Below are 20,604 nucleotides of genomic sequence, written 5' to 3' on the forward strand. Positions count from 1 at the left end.
TTACCAGTAAAGATGAAGGAATCACTTGGGTTTATGATGAAGCTTATGATAAGCTTCTAAATCCTTTTTTTACAGGGGACCATAAAAAGAACAATTTCGACTTGAAATAGATTATTGTTATATGAAATATCTACTAAACCATTACTATCCTCTACGACCTTCTGGATACTTTTCAAGCCTATACCATGACCGGATTTATTAGTTTTTGTGGAGCAGATGTCGCCAAAACGATTCGTATGAATTTCATTCACATAAGGATTCTGAATCCGGATGAACAAGCTTTCATTAAGATAATGCATATGTATGGTTATATAGCACTCTTCATTTCTTTTATCGCAACAAGCTTCAATGGCATTGTCCAGTGCATTTCCTAAAATCACACTGATAACTGTGGTGTCGAGCGTCAGCTGTGCAGGGATGTTCAAGTCTAACTTGAAGGGGATCTGATGCTTCTCAGCGACCTGCTGCTTGTAGTTGATAATGGAATCAATAATCGTATTCCCGCTATTGCTGACGCCTATTGGATTGTCTATTTGCCCCAGTAAGTTGTCCAACTCATTTAGATTGGCAGCTTCACCGGATTGTACCTTTGCGCGTAAACCTATGAGAATATTTTTAATATCATGCTGGAACTTAAAAGATTCTTCCTGTACTTCTTTTGTCAAAAGATATTGATTTACATAGTAAGCATTTTGTTGCTCAAGTAAATAACTTTGGTTCTGCGCAGATTGGATAACTAACATACGGTCACATAAGATAAATATCAATAAATTTATAATGAGTAGTCCTGTGGACAGGATTGGAACAAGGGTAGGGAAGGACTGCATATAAAGGCTGGATGCGAAGCTGTAGATCCCTAGTGTGCTTATAGAAGGGCAAATAAATAATAGAACCCAATACCATTTAGATAACCCGCCATTTCCAAAGGCTTTAGCTACGCGCACGGATACAAAAGCTAATATAAACATCAGCAGCTTGGAAAGAAACTGGTTCAGAATATATCCCTTTGTCGAGTAAAATAGGGGCAGTGATAACTCACTAAGCGTAATAAGCGCAACCAGAAAAAGAGCGGCAACGATCCGCCATTTGATATTTCCATTGTAAAAAAAAGATAAGAGAGCAATCAGGCCAATATTGAGTGTGAGTAGGATTGAGCCTGGCAGTGAGCTATAGTGCAGAAAGACAATACAGAGGAAATATAGAGAGTACACGATAACAAGATTGGCTTTGGTGGTAAGTCGGCTAATGAAACAATGGCTGTAGAAGTAATGAATGATGATAGGTAAAAGTGGAAGCGTTACTAGATAAAATAACTCCTCCAGAAAGATATTATCCAACAAGACTCCCCCTGAATTTCAGATATTTTTTCTTAAAATCGGCACTGTATTTTGCACTAATGGGTAAGGCTTCGCCATTAAGGAGAATTACTCCCTGGTTACTGATTTCTTTAATAAAGTAAAAGTTAACGATGTAGGATTGATGGATTCGGACAAAATCGCTCACAGGAAGCTTCTGCTCTTCCTCGTTTAGTGTACTGTAGTAGTCGAGTTGATCGTTGCAGGAATAAAGAATAATTCTCCGCCGGTTGCTTTCCAGATAGATGATATTTCGATAGGGGATTAGAATTTCTTTTCCTTTTTGCTGTAGTGATAAGAAGTTTTTTTTGCCTTGCTGCAGCTTGCGAATTACTTTTTCAATCTTAGAAATCAGTTTTTGCTTAAATATCTCTGAATCGATAGGTTTCTTTATAAATCCCGAGGGCTGAACATCGAAGAGTTGCAGATGATATTCATCATGACTAGAGACATAGATAAGCTGCACTAGATCATTTTCATCATTTCCCCGCAGTACATACCCAGCTTTTATTCCATCCATATCCGCCATTTCAATGTCCATAAAAATAATATCAAACGCGCAGGCCTCTTGAATGGCCTTAGTGAAGCTTTCTCCGGAATAAAAGATCGACACCTCTATTTTCCTTGTGAAATTCCTTTGAGTCTCCAGAATAAGTCTCTCTATTAATTCAGTAGTGGGAAAGTCATCATCACAGACAGCAATACGTATCACTTTATCATTCCTTTCGACAAGAATTGTCCAAAATATCCGGGAATTTGTCGACCATATAAGTCACATTATACAAATCCTTCTTAATAATTACATTAACTAACTTGATTGTTACAGTTTGAATGTAGAGTTCATGGCAACATGTTAGGATGTGGAAAAGTGAAAAGAGGAGTGTTTGATTTGACTCAAACGATCTTTGAGGCCAAAGGTTTAAGCAAACAATACGGAGAGTCTTTTGCGCTTCAGGATGTCTATATGACGATTGGGGTAGGAGATATTTATGGGTTTGTTGGCGAAAATGGGGCAGGTAAAACTACATTAATGAAAATAATAGGCGGATTGGTACATCCGACACATGGCGAAATCTCTCTTTTTGAAAAAAAGGACACAAAAGCTGTTCACGAGGCGAGGCGAAAGGTTGGATTTCTAATTGAAAGGCCAGCGCTTTATCCTAATCTAAATGCGAAGCAAAATCTTACGTTTTATTGCCGTGCGTTTGGGATTAAGGATAAGAGCAGAATTGCAGAAGTATTGCAGGCAGTTTCTCTGGCAGATGCCGGTTCTAAGCTAACCTCAGAATACTCCCTTGGGATGAAACAACGTTTAGGTCTGGCTATTGCTCTACTTAACGATCCCAAATTTCTGGTATTGGACGAGCCTATTAATGGTCTTGATCCGTCAGGCATTGTAGAAGTGCGAAAGATCCTGGAGAAGCTATCTAAAGAACAAGGAGTGACTATACTAATCTCCAGTCATATTTTAAGTGAGTTGCAGCTACTAGCGACCCAATACGGTTTTATTCATAAAGGAAGGTTAATCAAAGAAGCTTCTGCGGAGGAACTCTTACATACGGCGGAAACAAAGATCTGTATTCGAACGGCTGATCCCGCAGCGACACTTCAGATTTTGAAAAGTGAACTCCAACTAGAAACCATTACGATCACCGAAGCTGGAGAAATTCAAATTCCTAAAGAGAGTACAAATCTGGAAGAGCTGATGTCTTTTTTTCTAAAGCGGGGCATCCATATTGAAGGGATTAACCTGTCGGCACCAAATCTTGAGAACTATTATATGGATCTAATTGCTGGAGGTAACGAATGAGGAATTTTCTTAAGGCTGAAGCTTATTATGTAACCAAGGATCCCATGTTCAAGGGGATAAGTCTTCTTTTGCTGTTTGGAAGCGCCTTATTACTGGTTTGGATGGGGGTACAAGTAGGATTTGATATAGACGGTCCTTTAGAGCCTTTAATTACTAGCATTCAGTTATCTTTTTTTCTGTATTTCATTATTCCGATTTACGTTTGTTTTTTTGCTACCGAGGGATTTGAGTATGGGTCGGTTCAAACCATTATCGCTTCGGGTCAGAGCAGGTCATTATATTTACTGGGAAAATATCTGACCGAATTAAAAGTTGTATTATGGTGGGTAATTCAATTTTTTGGTCTTTTTTATGTATTGTATATGCTGGCAGCGCTTGTTACGGGTTCCCATATCGGAAATGAAAGCTTAGAGGGGAAGTTTATCGTTGCTATGGGGGCTATTGGATTCAATATTTTGTATCTCGCAGCTTATTCCGCTGTCGTGCTGTTGTTAGGAGTATTGATGAAAAAATCGGCTACCGCTGTTATTGCCACGTTTGTTTTTGTATTTGGCGATTTTCTGCTCAGTGGTTATCTGAAAGACTCTTCGTATGTATATCTGAGAGTGATTTCTGAAAATACGCTAACGACGCAAATTTTTAAATTCTCTGCTGTAAATTCACATGAAATATATACCCTAAACGAGGGTGTTCGTATGATCCTAATCCCTGTTGTAATCATAGGAGTTTGCTTGAGCGTTGCTTTAATTTCTTTTGAAAAGAGAGATGTGCATCTATAGGAAGGAAGGATGGATTATGAAAAAGGATAACAAAAGATTCACTATGATCTTAAGTATTTCGGTAGTAGTTATTATTTTTTGTGTTCTTTTTGTGAGTATACGAATATCTTGACGCTGTCTATCTAGTTTTACTAGAACGTGAGGATTGAATCGCTCTCTGGTAAAAAAGCCACGGCGTACGTTAATAACGTACCTCGTGGCTTTAGGTGTTTATGGAAGGACATTGCCGGCAGCACGGTAGATTTCATACCATTCTTGCCGAGTGAGAGTAATATCGGAAGCTTTGGCAATATCACGCAAGCGCTGCGTATTAGTTGTGCCAACGACAGGCTGCATATTTGCCGGATGTCTGAGAATCCATGCGATGGCAATCGCTGTATTGGTTACGTCTTTTTCAGCTGCTAAGCGGTTAATGACCTCGTTCAATTCAGGGAACTTATCGTTATCTAAGAATACGCCTTCAAAGAAGCCATATTGGAAAGGCGACCAAGGCTGAATGGTCATGTCATGCAGGCGACTGTACTCCAAAATCCCGCCATCATGAACAACTGAACCGGAGTTAGTCATATTCACATTGAAACCTGTATCAATCATGCCAGTGACCATAATGCTCAATTGCAGCTGGTTGAACAGCAGCGGTTGCTTTACACTTTTTTTAAGCAGCTCGATTTGCAACGGGTTCTGATTGCTGACACCAAAGTGTTTGACCATACCTTTGCTTTCCAGAATATCAAAAGCCTCAGCGACTTCTTCTGGCTCGAATAGCGTATCAGGACGGTGAAGCAGTAGGACGTCGATATAGTCTGTTTTCAAGCGCTTAAGGCTGCCTTCCACGGATTGCAGGATATGTTCCTTGGAGAAATCAAAAAAACCGTTGCGGATTCCGCATTTGGTTTGGATCATCATTTTATCACGCATACCCGGATTGTTCTCCAGTACACCTGCGAATACTTCCTCGGCTTTGCCAGCTGCGTAGATGTCGGCGTGGTCAAAAAAGTCTATTCCGAGCTCGAGGGCACTATGTACATGTGTATCTGCTTCTTTTGCAGATAAATCAGCAATCCGCATACAGCCAAGCGAAATTTGTGACACCTCAAGTGCGCCGTTTGCTACACTAATTTTTTTAACCAAAAGTGACTCACTCCTTCGAATGTTAGTAGAACATGCAGTATTCAATCAAACCATATCATAAAGAGGGGAGGTAAGCCAATGTCTATCTAAAAGAGAAAGAGGTTATCTCGTCAGTAGAATTCACTACTTCAGAGATAACCTCATTTGTCTATAGATCAGTTATTAATACATATTTGGAATGTCGACATTAGGATCAATGTCAGCTTCGTAGTCTACACCCTCTGTTCTAAAACCAAACAGATTAAAGAAATCTTGGCGGTAGCCTTCAAGATCAGCAAGCTCACCTGCATTGTTGGTTGTCAGCTCGTCCCAACGTTTCATAACCTCAGTCTGAACATCCTCACGCATTTCCCAGTCATCAATTCGGATCAAGCAGCCTCCGTCAGCAGTAGCTTCGCCCCCACTGTAAAGATGCTCAGAGAATAAACGGTACATTTGTTCAATACAGTTCTCGTGCAGCCCTTTTTCCTTCATTACTTCATACAATGCAGAGATATAAAGAGGGACTACAGGAATCGCGGAGCTGGATTGGGTTACCAGAGCTTTGTTCACGGAAACAAAAGCACGTCCACCTTGAGTGGACAGGCGATCATTCAGTTGGATCGCTGTTTGTTCCAGATCATGTTTGGCTTGACCAATCGTTCCGTCGCGATAGATAGGGTGAGTGATTTCAGGCCCGATATAGGAGTAAGCAACGGTTGTAGCTCCATCGGCAAGCACGCCAGCTGCTTGAAGCTGATCGATCCACATTCTCCAGTCTTCGCCGCCCATAACTGCGATGGTCTGACGTACTTCCTCTTCTGAAGCAGGCTCAATAGTGGTCATGGAAACTTCACCTGTGTGGAAGTTCAAGGTTTTGTTCGAATAAGCGGTTCCCACCGGTTTAATGACGGAGGAGAAGGTTTCTCCTGTTACCGGATGAGTGCGGCGTGGTGAAGCGACACTATAGACAACTAAATCAACTGTGCCATATTCAGCTTTAATCAATTCAATGGTCTTCTCTTTGATAGCATCGGAGAAGGCATCGCCAACTATGCTGTGAGATTTAAGTCCAAGCTGCGCTGCTTGTTGTTCAAAAGCTGCGGAGTTGTACCAGCCAGCAGAAGCTGTACGTTGACCTTCAGCAGCTTTATCAAAGAAAACACCAATGGTGTTGGCGCCCGCACCAAAAGCGGCTGAAATTCTGGAAGCTAGTCCGTATCCGGTAGAAGCGCCAATGACTAGTACATTAGCAGGTCCCTCAATTTTCTTTTGTGCTTTTACATATTCAATTTGTTGTTGTATTTGTTTGGCGCATCCCTCTGGATGGGCTGTTGTACATATAAATCCGCGAGTTTTAGGTTGAATAATCATCAAGGAATTCCCCTTTTTATAAAAATTAAAGTCCAATGTTACTTCAGAGAAAGTATAGCAAACAATATTTACTAATACAAAGAATTTAGGATATTGGAGAAGAATGACTGCTCTCCACTACGATCGACTGCCATCCGCTGCCGCTTACGGACCCAGATGACGTTATATGCAAATTTATCGCCTTTTCAGCAGGGTTTCGGACCCCAGAGACGTTATTGCTTAGAAAAAGGTTCATATTAGGTGTATTTCGTGCCAATAGCGGCTATGAGGTCCGTTGGAATTCCAAATGTGCAATAAATGCTGCGTTAAGGGTCAACTGTGTCCGATAGGGGCCTTGTGCGGGGAGCTGTGATAGGTCGACCGAACGTACGAAGGAAATAAAACGAACGAATGACGAATCTTACGAATCGTGGCAATCGAACTATCTAACCCGAATCATCCGATGAACCAAAGCACAAAAGGGGCTGCCCCAGCAGCCATTTCGTGGCCATGGGACAACCCCTTAATCTAATGAGGCTAGATTACGCCTTAAATATGGAATCTATAGTTTTGATCTCTTCTGGTGTCAGCTGCACCTTCAGCGTCTCTAAGTTGGAAACGATCTGCTCAGGACGTTTGGCGCCCGGAATAAGCGCATCGATGGAAGGTACGGTCAAATACCAGGCAAGTACGACATGTGCGACTTCGACACCTTTAGCATTGGCAATCTGACGAACCTTGTCCACCTTCTCCAGATTCTTGGCAAAGGTCTCCCCTTGAAATAGCGGGTCATTTTTTCTAATGTCGCTGAATGTATCGCCTTGCTTATATTTGCCGCCCAGCAGACCCGACGCAAGTGGGAAATAGGGCACGAAAGAAATGCCATGCTCCTGCGTATAAGGCAGCAAATCTTGTTCCGCATCACGATGCAGCAGATTGTAGTGGGATTGAAGAACATCCACATGACCGTCTTTGTTGGCTTCTTTCAGCTGATCAATGGAGAAGTTAGACACCCCGATGGCTCTAATCTTCCCTTCATCCTTCAGCTTCTTAAGTTCACCTACAGCTTCGTCCTTAGGTGTGCTTTCATCAGGGAAATGAATATAGTAAAGATCAATATAATCGGTCTGGAGGCGTTTCAAGCTGTCTTCTACAGACTGTCTTAGAAAAGCTGGAGAGTTGTCGAGTGTAATCTTGTCACCGGTAATCACGTGAGCGCCTTTAGTAGCAATGACCACATTGTCGCGGCCGCCTCTTTCCTTCAGCACTTCGCCAATCAGTTCCTCGGATCTTCCTGGTCCATAAATAAAGGCGGAATCAATAAAATTAATCCCATGATCCAGAGCGCTGCGCACAATATTTCTGCCGGTTTCATCATTTAAACCCGGAAATAAATTATGCCCGCCAACAGCATTGGCACCCAGACCCAGCGGGAGAACCTGCAGATTGGTTTTTCCTAAAGTTATTTTATTAGCCATAATCAATAGTCAGCTCCTTAAAATATAATACGTACTATATTAAGTATAGAGAATAACTCGGGTCAGGACAAATTTTGCCTTCCAGCTTTATACATGAATATTTAAACCGGATAAGTTATGATAGTAAGAAAAATTTTATATTTGCGTTCGTGCAATCATGATGAGGAGAAGGAGGTCCGTCTTATGCTAGTCATTAATCAAAATGAAGTGGCCGAACTGTTAGCTATGGAATCTTGCATCTCCGTTATGGAATCTGTTTTGAAGGCTCTGTCCGCTGGACAAGCCGTACAAAGCTTAAGACAAGTGCTTCCTTTACAAAAGAGCAATCTGCTCGGCTTAATGCCGGGTTATTTGCAGCATGAAGAGGTAGCTGGTGCCAAAATCATCAGTGTATTTCCCAGCAATCATGGTTCAGGCCTGCCTTCTCATCAAGGTCTTGTTACCCTATTCGATTCATCTACGGGTGTTCTGAAAGCTATAGTGGATGGACAAAAGATTACAGCCATTCGTACGGCGGCAGTCAGTGCAGCAGCAACCCGATATCTGGCCAGAGAGGATGCCGAAATCCTTGCTCTTCTTGGAACTGGGGAACAAGCAAAAAGTCATCTGGAAGCGATGTTGCGGGTTCGACCCATCCGTGAGGTAAAAGTATGGAGCAGGACACTCGCAAAGGCACAGGATTTTCAAATGGAGATGAGCCAAAAATATGATGTGCAGATCATTGTTGCCGAGACAGTTCAAGCGGCAGTCAGCGTAGCGGATATCATTTGTACCGTGACAGCATCCACCGAACCTGTGCTCAAGGGAGAATGGCTGAAACCGGGTGTACATATCAATGCTGTCGGCGCATGCAGACCAAATGACCGTGAGCTGGATTCGGAGACCGTCCAATTAGCTAAGTTATATGTAGATCGGCTGGAATCCGCTCAGAATGAATCTGGTGATTATTTAATCCCGCTGAACGAAGGCAAAATTACAGCAGATCATATTGTCGGGGAGATTGGTGAGCTGATCAGTGGCACTATCGAGGGCAGAAGGTCGGCAGCTGACATTACTCTTTTTAAAGGATTAGGGCTGGCCATAGAGGATTTAGCAGCAGCTAATTTTATATATAATGAAGCTGTTAGATTACATAAAGGCACTGAAATTGCATTCTAAGGAGCGACTACACGATGAGCACTTATGAAGGTCTGTATGATTTCAAGTTGACGGAGCAAGAGGAGGAGCGGGCTAAACGCTTGCATGAGCAGAACATTATTATCGATCTGCTGTTTCAAGGTCCCTTATCTCCAAGCGCGATTCCAGACTCTATCTCTGACAGAATCAAAGAATTATGTGAGCCTTATAAAGATGAGCCAATGGTATACAGCAGTATGCCTGCAAAAATCATCACAAAGCTATCTGCGAGCGGAGAGATCCCTGAGTATAAGGAAGAGTGGTACAAGTCCGGAATTACAGCAGGGAACCGCGAACTTCATTTGGAATCCTTAGACAGCATCATTACAAGCATGGCAGAGGTGCAACTGCAATTCGATTCTGCAGATTGGTTAATCAAAGCCTTAACTGCCGAAGACATACGTGCTGCCAAGCGTAATGGTTATAAAGCGGGCATTATCACAGCACAAGAAACGGATGGTCTGGGCACGAATCTCGATCAATTAGATGTACTTTATAACTTCGGATTAAGAATTCTACAATTGACCTACAACAATCAGAACCAGATTGGGGCGGGCTGCGCAGAACAATCGAACGCCGGGGTCACTAATTTTGGGAAAAGATTCATTGCACGCTTGAACAAGCTGGGGATCATTGTAGATACGGGGCATTGCGGGAAACAGACTACATTAGATGCCTGCGCTTATTCCACAACTCCGGTGATTGCTTCACATACGGGTGTAGAGGCGATCTATCCGCATATGCGCTGTAAAAGTGATGAGGAGATTATCGCGATAGCCAAGACGGGTGGAGTTATTGGTATTTTTGCTATGCCTTGGTTTGTTCATGAAGATCCTAAACATACAACTATTGATCATGTGCTGGATCATATCGAATATGTAATCCGGCTTGTAGGCGTGGATCATGTCGGAATTGGAACGGATTGGCCGATGAGCGATGTGCTCTGGTCATTGGTTTATTTTAAAGAACATATCGCACCCAAGCTTGGATTCGCCAAAGGAGACGGTCCTTCTACAGAAAACGTTGCTGGACTTGAGAAATATAGTTATTTTATTAACTTTACTAGAGGTTTGGTTGCCCGCGGTTATGCGGATGCAGATATTGCTAAGATCATGGGCGGCAACTGGCTGCGCGTATTTGAAGAAATTTGCGGATAGGGGATAAACAGATGACAACCTACTTACACACATCTACATTTAACGTCTACTTTTCTGGTGTTTATACAGGCAAAATTCATTTTACAGAGCAACAGATCATGCTAGCTAAGGTCGATCCGCGCAGAAGAACGCAAATGCAGGACAATGTGCTGGATGGACAGTTCAAGACCGTACTCCCGCTTCAAAAAATCCATAAACATTTGGATGCTTATGCTAATGCAGAATGGGCAGAAGACGAGGTAGTGCTGAGTAATGGCGATATCTATCAAAAGCATATCCAGTATCAGGCGCAGATTGAAGGCCGCGAACTGACCTCACAAGTATGGGCGCTGCGCAAAGAGACGGCTCTGGACATTGTGACTTTGGACGGGGAAATTATCGCTTTTTTAACGCCGAATCGGTATGGTATTGAGCTTATGGTTAAAGCAGGTTATGAGAAGCTGACTCCGTTAGTGGTCTACGACGATCCTCTTCTATCCAAGGCAGAATATGGTGTGAACGATTTGGGTACTGATCTGATTCCGATGCGTGATGGGGTGAAGTTGGCGACAGATGTTTTTTTACCAGAGGGCATTAAGCCGGGAACTAAGCTGCCGACAATTCTCGTAAGAACATGTTATGACCGCAACGGAAAAAAAGAGATTTTTATGAGATGGGCCAATAAAGGTTATGCAGTAGTATCGCAGGATGTTAGAGGTCGGGCAGATTCGGAAGGCGAACTGATTCCTTTTTATAATGAACGGGATGACGGTTATGATACGATTGACTGGATTATTGCTCAGGAATGGTCGGATGGCAACGTCGGCATGTGGGGCGCATCCTATCTAGGTTTTGTTGTTGTGGCGGCGGCCACCAGTGGGCACCCGAATCTGAAGGCGGTTGTGGATGAAGTGAACGTGGGCTCTCCATTTGTTGATACCGTTCGCAAAGGGGGAACCCTTTGTTCTTGGCCATTGCTCTCTTGGACTCTTGCTCAATCTGTGGGTACTCGGACGGATTTTGATATCTTTGGAGGCATTACGGTGAATCCGGAAGCAGCCGTTGATGCAAGACCGATTAAAGAGATCCCTCAGCAAATGATTGGCAAAACATCAGGTCCATGGGATCTGTGGAGCCAGCATCCGGAGTATGATGATTTCTGGAAAAACTGTACTTTTACCGAGCGCGGTGATCAGGTGCAGGTGCCTATGTATGTTATCTCAGGCTGGTATGACGGCGACAGCGCCGGCGTATCGGAAACATGGAGAATGCTAACAGAACATGATGTGCCAAATCGAAAAATCCGTCTGGGCGCTTGGGAGCACGGGCCTAACAGAGCCAGAGACTATGAAGGTGTGAGCTTCGGCAATGATGCTGTAGTCTATGATTACGATGTTTCTGTGCTGCGCTGGTTCGACCGCTTCCTCAAAGGCATTCCAAATGGAATAGATCAGGAGCCTAGAGCCTCTTATTATGTTGTTGGTGAAAATCAGTGGAGAACGTCTGCGGATTGGACACCTGCTGAAGCCACAACTTCTTCCTTCTACCTTTCCAGCGGCGGGCGAGCGAATTCAGGACAAGGGGATGGGCAACTGCTTGCAGCGCCTGAGGAACATTCTCCTGAAGATACTTATATCTATAATCCTCATGATCCTATGAATGATAGCGGTGAACGAGAGCCTGAGAATTTGCGGAAATACGAGCTGCGCAATGATATCCTTGTCTACACTAGTGATATTCTGACGGATGAGCTGACTGTGGCCGGAGAATTGTCTGCGGTTATCTATGCTGCCAGCACTGGCAAAGATACGGATTGGGTTGTTACGCTTAGTGACGTGAATGAACAAGGGGACTCTATCCGGTTATCCAATTATATTGTCAGAGCTAAATACCGTCATGGATTGGAGGCGCCTGAGCTGCTGATTCCTGGGCAGGTGGAGAAATATGATATTTTCATGCCGAATATTGCTCATAGATTTGCTGTGGGGCACCGAATTCGGTTCTCGATTACTTCGTCCAGTAAATTCGTTGCTTTCCCTAATACAAATACAGGCAGTAATCCGTATGAAGATTCAGAAGCGATTACGGTGCTGCAGACTGTTTACCATAATCGTGAGTATCCGAGCCATGTGAAGCTGCCGGTGGTTCCTAAATCTTAAATGTGACTTTAATACGAAGAAGGGGCTGAACAAAGGTAAAGGGAATTAACACTTGAAGCTGAAGCAGCATTTGATGAGCAATGATGCTTCAAGTGGCGTACCGAGAGAGTACTGAGTGAACACCGAGTGCGGCCTAGGTGAAACAAAAAGTGAAGAATGAGCTTATGCTTCAATTGAAGCGAAAAGTAAAACACTTATAGAGCGATTAGGGAATTTCTCCCTGAAATTCTTAGGATTCTGGTCGTCAGGCATATAATTGGGAAAAAACTCCCTAATTTTATGTCTGATTCCCCGAAAATAAGGAAAACAGCCTATTTATTAGGGAGGAATTCCCTGATTTCGTTCATTTAGAGCAAATTTCTCCTACTTTCAGGGAGTTTTTCCCTAATTAGTTTTAGATCCACTCCGCACAACGCGCAAACGCAGAACACATACTCCCAGCACCAGAACGCATTCCCCAGCACGCAAACGCAGAACGCCTACATCGCCACCATCCCAAACGCCATCGCCCAATCCAATGGCATAGCACACTAAGAACTAAATAGTCTATTGGCGAAGCAAAAGCTTTGGTGCAAGAAATGGTCGATCGTCATGAAATAGGTATCACCTAAGGCCGGTATGTGAAACCTCTCCCCAGAATCCCCCTTCCAGACTTATACCATAAATCTTGAACTATACTGCAAGGTCAACCTTGTATTTTTGGAGAAATGTCGATTATTCACAGAAAAGCGCATAAATGCTCCCTTCTTAGGTCACAATAGGGAAAAACCAGAATGAAGGGATTAACGTGAACGCGTTTCGCTTAAAAAAACAACTTTGGCGGCGATGGAGACGTTGGAAAAAGGCGCTTTGGGTAGGAGCTGCTTGTATAGCTTTTACTGTACTGGCTTGGCGCAGTATGCAGGTACCTGAGGAAATCAGTGGACTGCTGACGAATTCTAGCTGGGCGGATAGTGCCGATAGTGAGCTGGCCGCAGCTGTCTTTAAAGTAGGCGAGGACAGTGATGAGGCAAAAGAGAAGGGCACTTTAAATAATGAACAACTGCTGCAAACCATCACCCAAAGTGGGCTCAGCAGAACCGTTCATTTAAAAACAACCTATGTGTCCGGAGAAGAGATTCAGACGTTGCCGGGCGTAAAGAACCCGCTTCAGCTGAAGACTATAATCAATGAACACCCTGAATGGAGCGGTTGGATTAGTTCAGAAGGGGATTTGTGGCTGGAACAAAAAGTGAATGATTTATCGACAATGATAAAAAATGAAGCTTACATTGGTGTAGATGCGTTTGGGAATTTGACCTTGTTTAAAGGTCCGCCAGTTCAGGAGAAGGTACTGAAGACTTTTTTTCAAATGGATATGGGTTCCCTGAAATCCTCATTGCCGGAAAATATTTGGAAAGAGCTTCATGAGGGGATTCGTGTTCAGGATATTGAAGAGTACAACAGTGTGCTGTCTACCTTCAGTGATTATGCCCGCGAAGCTGCTGAGCATGTCATGCAGAACAAGCAATAGCTTTGATAAAGCTGTCCTAAAGTCATTATTAATGGCTGAGGGCAGCTTTTTTGTGTGAAATGAAACGGGGAAGAGTCTTAGCTGTAGGCCTAAAGTTGCCATTTCGCTGCAAACAGTAAACTTTTTTTCTCCCGCAAGGGCGATTTTTGCTATAATGGTTAGAAGGAATACATATGTTCGCTTCATGGCGGAGGAATGGATGAAAACGGTGGAATAATCTGCCTGTTATAGAGGAGAGATCGTGTTTGCGTATTTTGGGAATTGATCCGGGGCTGGCGATCGTCGGCTTTGGCTTTGTGGATAAGGAAGGACATAAACTGACCCCCGTCCAATATGGTTGTATTCAGACTGAGGCTCATACGCCTGAAGAAGAACGACTGCTGCATGTCTATGAAGGCATGGGTCAGCTCATTGATAAATATAAACCCGATGCTGTGGCGATAGAAAAGCTGTTTTTCGCTCGCAACGTTACTACAGCATTGCCAGTGGCGCAGGCCCGCGGTGTGACTATATTAGCTGCTGTGCAGCGGGGTCTCCCCGTCTCGGAATATACACCTATGATGGTAAAGCAGGCTGTTGTGGGTTATGGTAAGGCTGAGAAACGGCAGGTCCAGGAAATGGTGAAGCTGCTGCTGAAGCTATCGGCGATTCCGAAACCCGATGATGTGGCGGATGCGCTGGCGGTAGCGGTATGCCATGCCCATTCGAGCAGTCTTAATTCTAAATTAAATGAGGTATTGCGAAAATGATAGATTTCTTAAGAGGCCCCGTCGTTCATTTGGAGTCGGAATATGTGGTGCTGGATGTGCAGGGAGTAGGATACCGGGTATTCTGCCCGAATCCTTATGCTTTTGCTAAAGTAGAAGGACCTGTAACGATCTATATTCATTACCAAACACGTGAGGACGCTACGCTATTATTTGGGTTCCCGACTCGTGAGGAACAAAAATTGTTCCGCAAGCTGATAGAGGTATCTGGCATCGGTCCTAGGGTTGCGCTTGGAATCCTGACAGGTGGAACACCGGATCAGTTGATTTCAGCGATTTATCAAGAGAATATAACGTTCTTAACGAAATTACCGGGCATTGGCAAAAAGACGGCACAGCGTATGATCCTTGATTTGAAGGACAAGCTGGACGGACTCAGTATGGCTTCAATGCAAACGGGATTGTTTGCAGTGCCAACGGAAGAAGCAACGGATGGATTGGCCTGGCAAGAGGCGCGGGATGCGCTTAAGGGGCTGGGTTATACCGAAAGCGAATTGGACCGCGTGTGGCTCGCGTTGAAGAAAGAGGGATCAGAGACAGGCACTGTAGATGTGCTGATGAAGAAAGCACTAGGGCTGCTATATATAGCTAAGTAAAGCCGTACACATCCTAAAGAAAGGGAGCGATAGGAAATGGATGACCGGATTATATCCGCGAATTTGATGATGGATGAGCAGGCGGTAGAACTAAGCTTGCGTCCTCGTTATCTGGGAGAATATATCGGCCAGACTCAGGTGAAAGAAAACCTGAAGGTATATATAGAAGCGGCCAAAATGAGAAGCGAAGCGCTGGATCATGTACTGCTGTACGGACCTCCGGGTCTGGGCAAAACAACGCTCGCTAATATTATCGCCAATGAGCTGGGTGTGAACCTGCGAACAACTTCCGGCCCTGCGATAGAGCGTCCAGGCGATCTTGCCGCTCTGCTGACGAATCTGCAGGAAGGCGACGTGCTTTTCATCGATGAGATTCACCGTTTACACCGCACGGTTGAGGAGGTTATGTATCCTGCGATGGAGGATTTCGCGCTGGATATCATGATCGGCAAAGGGCCAAGTGCCCGTTCGGTACGATTGGATTTGCCGCCGTTCACACTGATAGGTGCCACAACCCGGGCAGGACTACTGTCTGCGCCACTGCGTGATCGTTTCGGAGTGGTCAGTCGCCTGGAATTCTATAACATAGATGAGCTGAGTTACATTGTTTCTCGAAATGCGGATCTTTTAGGCATTGAGATTGTTGGCGATGCAGCAGAAGAGATCGCGCTTCGTTCGCGGGGCACGCCGCGGATTGCTAACCGCTTATTGAAGCGGGTCCGTGATTTTGCTCAAGTGCGCGGAGATGGAATTATAACTCCTGAAATTTCTGGGGAAGCATTGAAGATGCTTCAGGTGGACCCACGTGGGCTGGACAGTATTGACCACAAGATGTTAAGTGCTATGATTTCAAGCTTTCGCGGCGGTCCTGTAGGACTGGATACGATTGCAGCTACGATTGGTGAGGAAAGTCAGACGATTGAGGACGTATATGAGCCGTACCTGCTGCAGATAGGTTTCTTGCAGCGGAGTCCGCGTGGAAGAATTGTAACCCCGGCCGCTTATCATCATTTAGGGCTTCCGCTCCCTCCGGAGCAGCACTAGTTCGTCACTACAATTATAAAGGAGGATGCTGGATGAAGCATACGAAGAGGAAATGGAGAGGGGTCGCCCCGCTAAGCAAAGGATTGCTTGCGGCTGCGCTTGCTGTAGGAAGTTTCCTGATCCCTGCGGGTGCCAGTCATGCCGATTCTAATAGCACGATACGAGTTGCTCTTTATGCTGATATTGGAAGTAAATATAAATCAACTGTGCCAGTAGTAACACTGCAATCAACGCAAAGCTTTACTTTGCTGTCGGATCAAGCAGGAAGTGCTCCTTTGGTATCTGTCCCAGCACAGAAGCAAATTCGTATAAGTCTGGACGGATATAGAGTTAAGGTGATGGAGGTTTCAAGCTGGCAGACAGCAGCGGATGCAGCTAAAAAGCTCCAATCCACCTCCGATAAACCGCAGATTTTTGCAATCTCCAGAAATGGAGCGACTGTGTATCAGTTGTACACGGGCGTCTATGCTAGTGAAGCAGCTGCCAAGGATGGGCTTACCCGTGTAGTCAAAGCAGGGTTGAGTATTCCTGCTGACCAAACCCCAGCGGTGAAAGGTAATAAACATTTATCAGCTGGCCGCTATTCTTCGGAGCAGGAAGCAGATGTGGCGCTTAATAGCCTCACCGCAGCTGGTTTGGATGCTTGGAAGGTGTTTCTGGCAGGAAACGATGGCAGTGCACAAGTAGAGGTATGGGTAGGCGAAGCTGCCAACGATAGTGATTTAACAGCTGTTCAGGCCGCTGTGTCTACGGCGGCACCACAATTTACGGTTTCGGTGGCGACCTCGCCTGGATTAATACTGCGTAAGGATGCCGGACTGGATTTTAGCAGTGAAACTCAAGCCGATCATTATCTGGTTTCTGGAAGCAATGCTAAATTTCTTGCTGCAGGCAGCGAGGCTGGGATTCAGTTAGTGGAAAGATCCAAGCGTACATATCGCGGTAATTTGGAACTGAGCAATTTGAGCGGATCGCTGGCTGTAATTAATGTAGTGCCGCTGGAGCAATATTTGTATGCCGTAGTTGGAGGAGAGGTTTCCTCCAGCTGGCCAGAAGAAGCGCTAAAAGCTCAGGCTGTCGCCGCCCGCAGCTATGCGCTGTCCCAAGGCAACCGTTTTGATGTAGCGAATGTAGTAGATACCACTCTTAGTCAGGTATATAACGGAATCGGGTCTGAAGCTCCCTCCATTATCAAAGCTGTAGATACTACTGCTGGTGAAGTGCTGATGAGTGGTGGTAAAGTTGTTGAGGCTGTATTTTCTTCCAATAGTGGTGGTATGACAGCTGACCCTTCAGAGGTTTGGGCGAATGGTGGCGATGTATTTGCTAGTGTTCCAAGCGTTGAAGATGTTTCGGCAGCTGCTGCTAAGAAGTGGTATTATGTTCTGCTTGCGAATGGTACCTCTGGTTATGCACGTGAAGATAATATTAAATTGACGGGCAGCAAAACCGCTGCCGGACTCGATATAGTTACCGCTACAACCAAAGATGTGAATATACGTCCTCTGCCAGTTATTGAGAGCAGTGTTAGTGCAGTCGGAAAGCTGAATCCGGGTGAGAACGCTGTGGCTCTGGATAAAGTATATGAGTCTGGTAGCTATAGCTGGATCAAAGGGCCGTATACCTCTGCTGAACTTCTAAAAAGCCTGCAGGGTAAAACAACAAGCACGCTCCCTTCCAGCATCTCTAACCTGCAGGTCACCCAGCGCGGTCCTTCTGGAAGAGCGATTCAGGTGAAAGCTAATGGTCAGGCTCTGAATGTGAAATATCCTGATATGTTCCGCTCCGCGTTTAATGGATTACCTAGTACATTGTTTGATATTGTGGCACCCGGAAGTTATACTGTATTAGGCGCTGACGGCGCTACCACCACAATTAGCAGCTCGCAGAGTGCTGGCGTGCTTTCCGCATCGGGGAAGGTTAATGTGAATGGCAGTGGAACTGTAGTGATGGGCGGAGATTCTGCGGCCAGAGTGATCACTAACAGCTCGGGCTTTCTGTTCATTGGACAAGGCAACGGCCATGGTCTAGGCATGTCGCAGTGGGGCGTGAAAGGCATGGCGGACAGCGGGTATGATTACAAGCAAATATTGCAACACTATTATAAGAACGTTACTATAGTTAAGGAATGAAGACAGACCATGAATGTAGATGCTTATGATTTTCATTTGCCGGAAGAATTGATTGCACAGACACCTCTCGCTGATCGCAGTGCTTCTAGACTGCTTCTAGTGAATAAGGAGGATGGAGAGCTGGCTCACCGGCATTTTACCGATATTATTGATTATTTTAATCCCGGAGACACGCTTGTTCTAAATGATACGAGAGTCATTCCAGCGAGATTGTTTGGAGTGAAAGAAGATACTGGTGCTAAGGCGGAAGTGCTTCTCCTGAAGAATCTTGGGGATGATCGCTGGGAAGCTCTTGTAAAGCCAGGGAAAAAGCTCAAGACAGGCGCGGTGATCATCTTTAGTGATGAGCTTCGTGCCGTTATCGAGGACGAAGCTGATATGGGCGGCCGTACGCTTCGTTTCATATATCAGGGTATTTTTCAGGAGATTCTGGACAGGCTGGGAACGATGCCGTTGCCACCTTATATTAAGGAAACACTGGATGATCGTGAACGATATCAGACTGTGTATGCTCGGCATGAGGGATCGGCCGCTGCGCCTACCGCAGGGCTTCATTTTACCCAAGAATTGCTGAAACAGATTGAGGCTAAGGGTGTAAATATCGCTTATATCACCCTTCATGTAGGTCTCGGTACTTTTCGTCCGATGTCTGTAGAGAAGGTTGAAGAGCATGTTATGCATTCTGAGTATTTCGTAATGTCTCAAGAAACGGCAGATACCATAAATGCTACTAAGGCACGAGGCGGCCGTATTATTGCAGTTGGCACAACGTCTTGTCGGACACTTGAAACGGTCGGAAGACAATGTGAAGGTGGTCCGCTTGTGGAATGCAGCGGCTGGACGGATATTTTTATCTATCCAGGGTATAAGTTCAGTGTAGTAAATGCGCTAATTACTAATTTCCACCTGCCAAAGTCTACTTTGGTTATGTTGGTTAGCGCTTTGGCAGGTCGGGAACATATTCTAGCTGCTTATGAAGAAGCGATAGAGCAGAAGTACCGATTCTTTAGCTTTGGAGATGCAATGTTTATTTATTAAGGTAAGAGGATGGGTTAACTTATGGCAGCAATTACTTATGAGCACATCAAAACGTGCAAACAATCCGGAGCCAGACTTGGAAGAGTCCACACTCCACATGGTGTGATTGAGACACCAGCATTTATGCCAGTCGGCACACAAGCTACAGTTAAGACCATGAGTCCTGAAGAGCTGAAAGAGATGGATGCCCATATTATTTTGAGCAATACTTACCATCTATTTCTAAGACCAGGCCATGATATTGTTCGTGAAGCTGGTGGACTGCACAAGTTCATGAACTGGGATCGCCCGATTCTGACAGACAGTGGCGGGTTTCAAGTATTCTCGTTAAGCGACATGCGCAAGATTACAGAAGAAGGAGTTCATTTCCGTTCCCATTTAAATGGGGATAAGAAATTCCTGTCTCCGGAAGTAGCGATGGAGGTTCAGAACTCTCTGGGTTCAGATATAATGATGGCATTTGATGAATGTCCTCCATTCCCGGCCGAATATGATTATGTGAAAAAATCACTGGAGCGCACCACGCGCTGGGCAGAACGTTGCCTGAAAAGTCATGCTCGTCCTAACGATCAGGGTCTTTTTGCTATCGTGCAAGGGGGCATGTATGAAGATCTGCGCCGTCAGAGCGCGGCTGATTTGACTTCCATGGATTTCCCGGGGTATGCTATTGGGGGGCTCAGCGTCGGAGAGTCCAAGCAGCTAATGTATGAAGTGCTGGATTATACAGTTCCCCTGCTGCCACAAGGCAAACCTCGCTATTTGATGGGCGTGGGTTCACCGGATGCGCTGCTGGAAGGATCAATCCGAGGAGTAGACATGTTCGATTGTGTCTTGCCTACTCGTATTGCCCGTAATGGAACAACGATGACCAGTCAGGGAAGACTCGTTGTACGCAACGCTAAGTATGCCCGTGATTTTGGGCCGCTTGATCCGGAGTGCAATTGCTATACATGCCGGAATTATTCCCGCGCTTATTTGCGCCATCTAATCAAAGCCGATGAAACCTTCGGACTTCGATTGACGACATACCACAATTTGCACTTCTTGTTGGATTTAATGCGTAAAGTGCGTGAAGCCATCAAAGAAGATCGGCTGCTTGATTTTCGCGATGAGTTTTTTGCCAAATACGGATTATATGATAATCTTAAAGGCTTTTAG

General features: G+C 44.9%; 17 protein-coding genes. 12 read left to right on the forward strand and 5 right to left on the reverse strand.

The window, feature by feature from the left end; translation table 11 throughout:
- Nucleotides 1–56 precede the first annotated feature (56 nt).
- Complete coding sequence (locus tag MHH63_RS03705) at nt 57–1,337, reverse strand: GHKL domain-containing protein (protein WP_341171214.1); 1,281 nt, start codon at nt 1,335–1,337, stop codon at nt 57–59.
- Complete coding sequence (locus MHH63_RS03710) at nt 1,330–2,067, reverse strand: LytR/AlgR family response regulator transcription factor (RefSeq protein WP_341171215.1); 738 nt, start codon at nt 2,065–2,067, stop codon at nt 1,330–1,332. Before MHH63_RS03710 ends, MHH63_RS03705 begins: the two co-directional genes overlap by 8 nt.
- Before the next feature lie 156 nt (nt 2,068–2,223).
- Between MHH63_RS03710 and MHH63_RS03715 the strand changes: the two genes are divergently transcribed.
- Together MHH63_RS03715 and MHH63_RS03720 are read left to right on the forward strand one after the other, a co-directional pair.
- Nucleotides 2,224–3,165, forward strand: coding sequence for an ABC transporter ATP-binding protein (locus MHH63_RS03715; RefSeq protein WP_341171216.1), 942 nt, complete (start codon nt 2,224–2,226; stop codon nt 3,163–3,165).
- Complete coding sequence (locus tag MHH63_RS03720) at nt 3,162–3,944, forward strand: hypothetical protein (RefSeq protein WP_076130409.1); 783 nt, start codon at nt 3,162–3,164, stop codon at nt 3,942–3,944. Before MHH63_RS03715 ends, MHH63_RS03720 begins: the two co-directional genes overlap by 4 nt.
- Before the next feature lie 210 nt (nt 3,945–4,154).
- Here MHH63_RS03720 and MHH63_RS03725 read toward each other — a convergent pair whose 3' ends face one another.
- From MHH63_RS03725 to MHH63_RS03735, 3 genes are all read right to left on the reverse strand, one after another.
- Nucleotides 4,155–5,063: an aldo/keto reductase gene (locus tag MHH63_RS03725; protein ID WP_370510776.1), complete on the reverse strand. Its 909-nt coding sequence runs from the start codon at nt 5,061–5,063 to the stop codon at nt 4,155–4,157.
- A 174-nt stretch (nt 5,064–5,237) separates the two neighbouring features.
- The gene (fabV, locus tag MHH63_RS03730) at nt 5,238–6,428 is read right to left on the reverse strand and encodes an enoyl-ACP reductase FabV (RefSeq protein WP_341171217.1); all 1,191 of its coding nucleotides are present in this window, start codon (nt 6,426–6,428) and stop codon (nt 5,238–5,240) included.
- A gap of 521 nt (nt 6,429–6,949) precedes the next feature.
- Nucleotides 6,950–7,885: an aldo/keto reductase gene (locus tag MHH63_RS03735; RefSeq protein ID WP_076185518.1), complete on the reverse strand. Its 936-nt coding sequence runs from the start codon at nt 7,883–7,885 to the stop codon at nt 6,950–6,952.
- A 183-nt stretch (nt 7,886–8,068) separates the two neighbouring features.
- Here MHH63_RS03735 and MHH63_RS03740 point away from each other — a divergent pair, with 183 nt between their 5' ends.
- The 10 genes from MHH63_RS03740 to tgt all read left to right on the forward strand — a co-directional run bounded on the left by MHH63_RS03740 (nt 8,069) and on the right by tgt (nt 20,604).
- Nucleotides 8,069–9,043: an ornithine cyclodeaminase family protein gene (locus MHH63_RS03740; RefSeq protein WP_341171218.1), complete on the forward strand. Its 975-nt coding sequence runs from the start codon at nt 8,069–8,071 to the stop codon at nt 9,041–9,043.
- A 14-nt stretch (nt 9,044–9,057) separates the two neighbouring features.
- A complete protein-coding gene (locus tag MHH63_RS03745; protein WP_341171219.1) occupies nt 9,058–10,218 on the forward strand; it encodes a dipeptidase in 1,161 nt (386 codons plus the stop codon).
- 11 nt (nt 10,219–10,229) lie between these two features.
- A complete protein-coding gene (locus MHH63_RS03750; RefSeq protein ID WP_341171220.1) occupies nt 10,230–12,356 on the forward strand; it encodes a CocE/NonD family hydrolase in 2,127 nt (708 codons plus the stop codon).
- 787 nt (nt 12,357–13,143) lie between these two features.
- Nucleotides 13,144–13,869: a BofC C-terminal domain-containing protein gene (locus MHH63_RS03755; protein WP_076130403.1), complete on the forward strand. Its 726-nt coding sequence runs from the start codon at nt 13,144–13,146 to the stop codon at nt 13,867–13,869.
- Between the two features lie 245 nt (nt 13,870–14,114).
- Nucleotides 14,115–14,618, forward strand: coding sequence for a crossover junction endodeoxyribonuclease RuvC (ruvC, locus tag MHH63_RS03760; protein WP_036677679.1), 504 nt, complete (start codon nt 14,115–14,117; stop codon nt 14,616–14,618).
- A complete protein-coding gene (gene ruvA, locus MHH63_RS03765; RefSeq protein ID WP_341171221.1) occupies nt 14,615–15,232 on the forward strand; it encodes a Holliday junction branch migration protein RuvA in 618 nt (205 codons plus the stop codon). Before ruvC ends, ruvA begins: the two co-directional genes overlap by 4 nt.
- Before the next feature lie 36 nt (nt 15,233–15,268).
- Nucleotides 15,269–16,276 carry a Holliday junction branch migration DNA helicase RuvB gene (ruvB, locus tag MHH63_RS03770; RefSeq protein ID WP_036677672.1) on the forward strand — a complete coding sequence of 336 codons (1,008 nt, stop codon included), beginning with the start codon at nt 15,269–15,271 and terminating at the stop codon, nt 16,274–16,276.
- 32 nt (nt 16,277–16,308) lie between these two features.
- Nucleotides 16,309–18,408 carry a SpoIID/LytB domain-containing protein gene (locus MHH63_RS03775; RefSeq protein ID WP_341171222.1) on the forward strand — a complete coding sequence of 700 codons (2,100 nt, stop codon included), beginning with the start codon at nt 16,309–16,311 and terminating at the stop codon, nt 18,406–18,408.
- Nucleotides 18,409–18,417: 9 nt separating this feature from the next.
- Nucleotides 18,418–19,446 (forward strand): tRNA preQ1(34) S-adenosylmethionine ribosyltransferase-isomerase QueA, encoded by a 1,029-nt coding sequence (queA, locus tag MHH63_RS03780; protein WP_076130401.1) that lies wholly within the window; start codon nt 18,418–18,420, stop codon nt 19,444–19,446.
- Nucleotides 19,447–19,467: 21 nt separating this feature from the next.
- Complete coding sequence (tgt, locus tag MHH63_RS03785) at nt 19,468–20,604, forward strand: tRNA guanosine(34) transglycosylase Tgt (protein ID WP_036677666.1); 1,137 nt, start codon at nt 19,468–19,470, stop codon at nt 20,602–20,604.

This window comes from Paenibacillus sp. FSL H3-0310, assembly GCF_038002785.1.
GTDB classification, from domain to species: domain Bacteria; phylum Bacillota; class Bacilli; order Paenibacillales; family Paenibacillaceae; genus Paenibacillus_AQ; species Paenibacillus_AQ odorifer.

What these genes read in the sequence shown, in the direction of transcription:
- ruvA (WP_341171221.1), top strand. Translation starts at nt 14,615, where the DNA reads ATGATAGATTTCTTAAGAGGCCCCGTCGTTCATTTGGAGTCGGAATAT.
- MHH63_RS03720 (WP_076130409.1), top strand. Translation starts at nt 3,162, where the DNA reads ATGAGGAATTTTCTTAAGGCTGAAGCTTATTATGTAACCAAGGATCCC.
- MHH63_RS03740 (WP_341171218.1), top strand. Translation starts at nt 8,069, where the DNA reads ATGCTAGTCATTAATCAAAATGAAGTGGCCGAACTGTTAGCTATGGAA.
- MHH63_RS03775 (WP_341171222.1), top strand. Translation starts at nt 16,309, where the DNA reads ATGAAGCATACGAAGAGGAAATGGAGAGGGGTCGCCCCGCTAAGCAAA.
- tgt (WP_036677666.1), top strand. Translation starts at nt 19,468, where the DNA reads ATGGCAGCAATTACTTATGAGCACATCAAAACGTGCAAACAATCCGGA.
- MHH63_RS03745 (WP_341171219.1), top strand. Translation starts at nt 9,058, where the DNA reads ATGAGCACTTATGAAGGTCTGTATGATTTCAAGTTGACGGAGCAAGAG.
- ruvB (WP_036677672.1), top strand. Translation starts at nt 15,269, where the DNA reads ATGGATGACCGGATTATATCCGCGAATTTGATGATGGATGAGCAGGCG.
- queA (WP_076130401.1), top strand. Translation starts at nt 18,418, where the DNA reads ATGAATGTAGATGCTTATGATTTTCATTTGCCGGAAGAATTGATTGCA.
- MHH63_RS03750 (WP_341171220.1), top strand. Translation starts at nt 10,230, where the DNA reads ATGACAACCTACTTACACACATCTACATTTAACGTCTACTTTTCTGGT.
- fabV (WP_341171217.1), bottom strand. Translation starts at nt 6,428, where the DNA reads ATGATTATTCAACCTAAAACTCGCGGATTTATATGTACAACAGCCCAT.
- MHH63_RS03735 (WP_076185518.1), bottom strand. Translation starts at nt 7,885, where the DNA reads ATGGCTAATAAAATAACTTTAGGAAAAACCAATCTGCAGGTTCTCCCG.